Source organism: Microcystis sp. M31BS1 (genome assembly GCF_020245285.1).
In the GTDB taxonomy this organism is placed as follows: Bacteria; Cyanobacteriota; Cyanobacteriia; order Cyanobacteriales; family Microcystaceae; genus Microcystis; species Microcystis panniformis.
Map to the genome: position 1 here is coordinate 1 of NZ_JADBVE010000119.1, position 7,826 is coordinate 7,826.

5 protein-coding genes are annotated in these 7,826 nt (G+C 41.3%); 1 reads left to right on the top strand and 4 read right to left on the bottom strand.

Annotated elements, in window-relative coordinates; translation table 11 throughout:
- The first annotated feature begins 222 nt into the window (after nucleotides 1-222).
- Nucleotides 223-1,539, top strand: a complete 1,317-nt coding sequence (locus tag IM509_RS06840; RefSeq protein WP_052277323.1) for a family 10 glycosylhydrolase — start codon at nucleotides 223-225, stop codon at nucleotides 1,537-1,539.
- 338 nt (nucleotides 1,540-1,877) lie between these two features.
- On the opposite strand, the gene IM509_RS06845 is transcribed toward IM509_RS06840, so the two are convergent.
- From IM509_RS06845 to IM509_RS06860, 4 genes are all read right to left on the bottom strand, one after another.
- Nucleotides 1,878-2,633, bottom strand: coding sequence for a hypothetical protein (locus IM509_RS06845; protein ID WP_185237436.1), 756 nt, complete (start codon nucleotides 2,631-2,633; stop codon nucleotides 1,878-1,880).
- Entirely contained in the window at nucleotides 2,626-4,101 is a 1,476-nt protein-coding gene (locus IM509_RS06850) for an AAA family ATPase (protein WP_185237435.1), read from the bottom strand. The genes IM509_RS06845 and IM509_RS06850 overlap by 8 nt, the downstream gene beginning before the upstream one ends.
- A gap of 70 nt (nucleotides 4,102-4,171) precedes the next feature.
- Nucleotides 4,172-6,796, bottom strand: coding sequence for an alanine--tRNA ligase (alaS, locus tag IM509_RS06855; protein WP_052277326.1), 2,625 nt, complete (start codon nucleotides 6,794-6,796; stop codon nucleotides 4,172-4,174).
- A gap of 71 nt (nucleotides 6,797-6,867) precedes the next feature.
- Nucleotides 6,868-7,746 (bottom strand): RpnC/YadD family protein, encoded by an 879-nt coding sequence (locus IM509_RS06860; protein ID WP_272079351.1) that lies wholly within the window; start codon nucleotides 7,744-7,746, stop codon nucleotides 6,868-6,870.
- Nucleotides 7,747-7,826: the final 80 nt, after the last annotated feature.

Below are 7,826 nucleotides of genomic sequence, written 5' to 3' on the forward strand. Positions count from 1 at the left end.
GAAGAAATAGGTAAATATATAAGTAGGTGGGTGGAATTAAATATAAAATGAACGTAGGTTGGGTTGAAGCATGAAACCCAACGCCCGCATGGGTTACGCTACCGCTAACCCATCCTACAAATAATTGTGCCTACCTACTTATTTTGGGTCAATCTAGCCTCAAAGAGTTGAGCAAAGCTGGTATTATAACCAGTTAAAACCGTTAATCTTCACCTTAAAGAAATGACTTTTCTAATTCCGACTAGCGTTTGGCGGCAAATTCTTAAAAAGTTCCCTATACTACTATTCTTAGTATCTTTTCTCATAGTCCTACTATTAGGCTATTTTTCTGCCGCTTTCTCTCAAAGTCGAGATCCTGATATTCGCGGTGTTTGGATTACCACCAACGACACAGCCATGCTGATGGACAGGGATAAACGACAACAGGCGATCGAGCAATTAGTTAATCTTAATTTTAATGCTATCTATCCCGTGGTCTGGAATTCCGGTTATGCTCTCTATCCCAGTGCGATCGCCCAACGGGAAGGAATACAGCCTTTTGTGCCTACGGGAGCGCAGGGACAAGATATCTTGGCAGAATTGGTGGAACAAACCCGTGGCAGGGGATTATTGGTCATTCCTTGGTTTGAATTCGGATTTATGGCCCCTCCCACCTCGGAATTAGCCTTAAAACATCAAGACTGGTTAACCCAAAAACGCGACGGGGGGACCACTTGGGTGGGGGCAGCCGGTGAGGTGGTGTGGTTGAACCCTTTCCGTCCCGAAGTGCAGAATTTTCTGCGGGAGTTAGTCTTGGAAGTGGTGAGACAATACGATATTAACGGCATCCAATTCGACGATCATCTGAGTTTACCCAACGAATTCGGCTATGATCCCTATACTATCGCCCTTTATCAACAGGAAACCGAAAAAACGCCCCCAGCTAACCCCCGGGATCCCGAATGGACAAAATGGCGGGCCGATAAAATCACCGCTTTTCTGGCTAATCTCAAAGAATCAATTCAGGCAGTTAAACCGAATATACTGCTTTCGATCGCCCCTAATCCCTACGAATTCGCCTATAATGGTCATTTACAGGATTGGCTCGGTTGGGTGCGGCAAGGATTAGTCGATGAGTTAATCGTACAGGTTTATCGTCCCGATCTGCCCAGTTTTCTCAAACAAATAGAGCGTCCCGAAATTCAGGAAACCCAGCAAACTATCCCCACCGGTGTGGGGGTTTTAACCGGTTTACGCAATCGACCGATTGCCCTACCCTTGATTGAAGAAAAGGTATTGGCTGCTCGTCAACGGGGTTTAGGGGTGATTTTCTTCTTTTATGAAAGTCTCTGGCAGCAAGCTTTGGAACCGCCAGAAACCAGAAAAGCGGCAATTCAAGCGATGTTTTCGCAACCCATCACTCCCCGTCTTCCCGTGCTGGAAAATATCCCCTTAGTTAGTACACCTGAACCTGTTGACCAGCCAGAACTAACCCCCACACCTCCCCCCTTAGCTCCGGACGGGATCGAAATTCCTGTAATTCCCCCTCCGGGTAGTTAATAGCAATTTTTGCCCATCAAAATTATACTAAATCCTGTTTAAAAGGTATAGGAGAGTGGCGGGATTTTTTTCAGTGTTGCCAAAGGCACGGCGTAGCCGTCCAGTAAACAGTAAACAGTGAAATGAAAACTCACATCTGATTAAATGCTGACGTCTAAAAAGCTTGTCAAGATTGCCGAGAAGCAGCATTTAAGTAGGGAGGCACAATTATTTGTAGGATGGGTTAGCGGTAGCGTAACCCATGCAGGCGTTGGGTTTCATGCTTCAACCCAACCTACGTTCTGATTAAATGCTGATGTCTAAAAAGCTTGTCAAGATTACAGAGAAGCAGCATTTATTCAGAGTAAATCTTCTAGTTTTATGGTCATATAATCTTGAGTTTGATTGGGATTTTGGATAAACCTAACGACGATTTTATCTCGTTCTTCTAATAGGGTTTCTAGGGTTAATAAATTTGATTCTGTAGATTGAGAGAGAATTTTATATAAGGTACTCTCGCTCAAATTATAGTCTGGCTCATTTTCTTTGGCAAGATCACTAATTTCGTTGCGATTATAAAAAATAATTCCTCTGAATTGCACAAATATTTGTGCATTTTGATAGTTTTTCTGGGGATTAGCATGATTATTGAGAGTCAGAAGCATATAGATTCTATTCATCCCGCTTTGAAATTTACCAGCAATCTGCTTTAATGTGCTTTCTTTGTCTTTTTTTGCCTGTAGGGATGCTTTAAGTTCAATTAAACAAATTTGCAGATGATAATTGAGAATTTTACCAGCATCATCGACTTTTCTCTGTAAAACTAATATAGCTTTTTCAGGGGTTTTGCCGGAAGCAGAGATACCGGGTAACTCTTTTTCTAAATTGATAACCCAGATTTTATCTACTTCTGTAGATATATTTTTGTCATTTTTAGACGATAACTGTAAGTGATTAATAACTACTTTCTTTAAATCGCTCTTATTTGTTTCTAGAATTTGAATATACTCATCCTGACTAAGGCAGATTTCTTCAATAAAACCCGATTTTTCTAAAGCTTGATGAAACTCTTGTCTAAGGGAAAATATTTCTTTTTTTGAGTTAGACTTACTCATTCTCTGCTAAATAGATATGATTGGTTAAAATTTCTCCAGATTTCTGCACGGAGTTGATAACTTCTGTAAAATTACGAAAATAAACACCATATTGACTGGTTCCATAATCAATAATTTTATCACCCGTGAAAAAGTAAACCCCTAAGTCTTCTTTAGCAATTGAAATTTCTGGATTTAAATTTTTTAATTGATTATCTTCAATAATTTTTGTGACATCAACATCATAACTTTTTAAGGTATGAAGATAAACATAATTGTTGAGAATATCGGTTAAAATTGGGCTATGGGTGGTGATCAAAACCCGATTATCATGCTCGGTGACAAATTGAACTAAAATATCCATTAAGCGAATTTGATTTTCGGGATGCAAATTAACTTCTGGTTCATCTATCATCAAAAAATTGTTTTTTTCCTTGGCCCAATATTTCAGGTAAAGATACAAGATAGTCAACTGATTGACTGAAGATGAAGCTAGATACATGGGTAAATCTTTGCTTTCATCGAATTTAAAAGAAAATTGAATAGGTGCGATCGATTCTAGACTAGAAATCGTGATTTCTCCTCCCATTAATCTGATCATCTTTTCAATCAGAGAATTATAAACTGAATTAATTTTTTTATTGGTATTGAGAGAATAAAGCGACTCAATCACTTTATTCATTGGTTCCGTATAAGACCTTTTGGGTAATTGTTCTTGAAGACGTTTGAATATATCCCGATTAGTATCAACATCATCATCAATATTTTCTATTAATTCTTGCAATCGACGATTATACTCACTTCTTTTATTTCTCTCTATCTCATAAATGTACTGGTAGAAAACAGGAAAAAAACTACGACTAGCGGGGATAAAAAAAGTATCTTCTGCATGAGACAAAAGCACTCTTATTATTGACGGAATAATTACTGATTCCTTGTATGGTTTAGCTCTCTCAAAAAAGTCTCTGGGTATTTGATCAAATACTTTTTCAGGTATATTAGGTTCTTTTATATTTATTGTTAGGCTACCTTTGCCCTTGCTAATCTGTAAATACTCCAGATCATTATTTCCTGCAACACGAACCAAAAAAGTTGTTTTAAATTTCGTCTCTTTAAATTCTTGGATATTTGCTTGAAAAATTAATTTATTGGAACCAATAATCGTTTCTTTAATACTGGCATCAAGATTATAAGTATTAACAACTTCTTTTTCAATAAACTGGCTAAATTTATTGAGAATCTCATCGATTAATTCTTGATTGATAGTAATTTTTTTAATAGGTTTTTCCGAGTCAATTACTAAAGAATCAATTTGGGTATTTTCGGAAAACTTTCTAATATTGTCATTATTAAAAATTGTCCATAAAAGCTGAGAAACTAGGGTTTTGCCACTATTATTGTAACCAATAAAAGTATAAAACTTCTTGGTTAAATCTATAGCTTGATTATTATTTCTAATTGATCCCAAATTCTTGATCAGTAGTTCCATATTATTTTTACCAATCACACCGAGAGGATAACTAATTTTTTAAAGGTGGACAAAATGCCCACCCTTAAAACTATTGTAAACTGCTAGTTAACTGACTTTTGGCCTTAGCTAAAGCTTCGCTTAACTTACTAGCATCCCGTCCCCCAGCTTGAGCTAAATTGGGACGACCACCACCACCACCGGCGCAGATTTTAGCGATCGCACCGATAAATTTACCCGCTTGTAAACCCTTATCTTTAATCACCCGGGGACTAAAAGCGGCCACTAAACTCACTTTATCAGCTGCGGGAGTCGAGGCCAAAATCACCGCCCCTTCCCCTAATTTTTGCTGTAGTCTTTCGGCTGCGGCCATCAAAGCATTAGCATCAATATCGCCCAAAGAAGCGACTAATAGCTTAAATTCGCCGATAGATTCAGCTTGAGATAGCAAAGCATCCGATTTATTTAGTGCCAACTCCTGTTTAACCGCTTCTAACTGCTTTTGTGTGCCTTTTAACTCCGATTGTAGGGCCGTAATGCGATCGGGAATTTCCAGAGGTTTGACCTTAAAGCGATCGCACAAATCCCGCACCACCTGATCCCGTTCATTCAGGTATGCTAACACGGCAGGGCCAGCCACCGCTTCGATGCGACGAATTCCCGCGGCGATTCCCGTCTCGGAGATGATTTTAAATAAACCGATCTCGGCGGTATTTTTAACGTGAGTTCCCCCGCATAATTCCATAGAAACGCTAGGAATATCAATAACTCGCACTTCTGAGCCGTATTTCTCGCCAAACATGGCAATAGCTCCCTTCTGCTTCGCTTCTTCCAATCCCATCACTGCTATCTGGGTGTCATGCGCTTCGGCAATCCAAGTGTTAATCTGTTCTTCCACCTGTTGCAATTCAGCGCTAGTCAGGGGACGAGGACAGTTAAAATCAAAACGGAGGCGCTCAAAACTAACGAGGGAACCTGCTTGGGAAATCCCAGCATCGACAAGCTTTTTCAATGCCGATTGTAGCAGATGGGTGGCGGTATGATTAGCTTGAGCGCGACGACGACAGGAACGGTCAATCTGTGCATTAATTGTATCGCCGGTGGTGACAATTCCCCGCTCAATCCGACCAAAATGGATAAAAATCCCCGATTCTTTCTGCACATCCTCAACGCGGATAAGCAGATTATCGCCGGTTAAATAACCCTTATCACCGATTTGTCCACCCGATTCGGCATAAAAAGGAGTTTGATCGAGAACTACCTGCACTTCAGTGCCTGCTGCGGCCGATTCCACCGTTTTCCCAGCGACTAAAACCGCCGTTACTGTTGCGGTTGCTTGCAAATCCGTATAACCGAGAAATTCCGTCGGGTGAATATGTTCCGCCAGCTTATCTAAACTACCCTGTACCGTCAAATCTATGGTTTCGTGGGCGGCTTTTGATCTTTGCTGCTGTTTTTTCATTTCCTGCTCGAAACCCGCCGTATCGACGCTTAAACCCTGCTCCTCAGCGATTTCTTGAGTGAGTTCGAGGGGGAAGCCATAGGTATCATAAAGGGTAAAGGCATCGACTCCCGAAATCTGGCTTTTTTCTTTTTCTAGAATCGATTCGAGCAGTTTCTCGCCTCTTTCTAGGGTTTCTAAAAATCTCGCTTCTTCTCGCTCTAATTCTGCCTTGATCACCGTTTCCCGTTCCCGAACATTGCCATAGACGGACTCAGAAAGAGCGATCGCCACTTCCGCCACTTTGGTGATAAATTGACCTTCAATACCGATCAAACGCCCGTGTCGTACTACTCTCCGAATCAGACGACGCAGGACGTAACCTCTGTCATTATTCGATGCTGAGATACCATCCGCTATCATATGTACTACCGAGCGCACATGATCACCGATGACTTTTAGGGAAACTTTCGTTTTTTCGTCCGCTTTCTGGTAGTCTATGGCTGCTAACCGGGCTGCTTCGGCGATAATCGGGAAAATTAGGTCAGTTTCGTAGTTATTGGCGACTTTTTGCAGGATTTGCGCCATCCGTTCCAAACCCATCCCCGTATCGATGTTTTTATTCGCTAGGGGTGTCAGATTGCCATCCGCGTCGCGGTTATACTGCATGAAGACGAGGTTATAAAACTCGATAAAACGGCTATCATCCTCTAAATCGATGGTTTTATCCCCTAATTCGGGGTGAAAATCGTAGTAAATTTCCGAACAGGGACCACAGGGACCCGTGGGACCCGATACCCAAAAGTTATCCTCTTCGCCCATTTTTTGGATACGATGGGCAGGAATACCGATTTTATCGCGCCAGATAGCGAAAGCTTCCTCATCCTCCCTAAAGACACTAACGACTAATCTTTCGGGGGGAAGGTTAAAAACTTCTGTGGACAATTCCCAGGCCCAAGCGATCGCTTGTTCTTTAAAATAATCACCAAAGCTAAAATTGCCCAACATCTCAAAAAAAGTATGGTGTCTAGCAGTCCGGCCGACATTTTCGATATCGTTGGTGCGAATACATTTTTGGGAAGTGGTAGCGCGGGGAAATTCTGGGGTCTTTTGCCCTAAGAAAATCGGTTTAAAAGGGAGCATTCCCGCAATAGTCAGCAAAACGGTGGGGTCTTCTGGGACTAGAGAGGCACTAGGGAGAATTTTATGGTTTCTGGCCGCAAAAAAGTCTAAAAATCGCTGGCGAATCTCGCTTCCGCTTAGGTGGTTACTCATAGAAGATGTCAGTTAGTCAGAAAATGCCTATTTTATCCATTGTGGCATTTTTGCGTTTTAACTCTCCACCTTTACTCTCGCGCCGCTTGTCGGACTTGTTCTAAGTTTAAATCCAAAGCTTGAGCGATTTGTTCCACACTTAAACCCAAAGCAAGCAAACGGGGAATAGATTCCAGTTTAGCCTCTAGTTTTCCTCGCTCTAGTCCTCGCTCTAGTCCGCGCTCTAGTCCTTGTTCTAGTCCTTGTTCGATTCCTTCCTGTTTAGTTGCTTCCTTCCATTCCTGATAGGTTTGAGATAAGGTCATAAACACCTCTCTATCTTCAGTTTCTAGGATGTTATTTATTTCCATAGTAACCCGCCAACTAATCAATAATTCCAGGATATTTTCCCGGAAAGCATTACCTTGAGGTAATTCTAACAATTCTCCCACCGCTTGGTTTTGAGTTTTTCCCCGTCCTAATAATCTTAACCAGAGAGTCTCAGCCGTCACAGGCAATTGATTAATAGCGATAATTGCCGTGCGATAAAGCGCGGGAAGAAAATAGACTCCTTCTGGCCAATCTGGCTCTAATTTTGCCCCAAATCCCTCTAAAACAGTGATACCAGCCGAAGGGGATAAAATCCACAAACGAGGGGCATTGTTTTCATTGTAGCTCTGATTTTCTCGTTTAGCTTGTCTTTGCAGTTCGGCTAAAATGGTCAAAAGTTTCGCTAAACAATTACGAATCTCGCTACGATTGGGAGGATTGCGATAGGGTTCAATTAAGACAGTATTAAGGACAATTCTGCCTAATAATCCCAGATAATCGGGGTTTGGTTCGGGATTGGGGGAAAAAAATACATCTATCTGTCGAGTTTCATCGCTGACTTCTTTGCTGATTTCGACGATTCCCAGGGGAGAAAGTAATTGTTCAAGGTAGTTTTTGGCAAATTGGTCATGGGGTTTCATGGAGTTTCTTGAATAGCTTGTCGGACTTGTTCTAAGTCTAAATCCAAAGCTTGAGCGATTTGTTCCACACTTAAACCCAA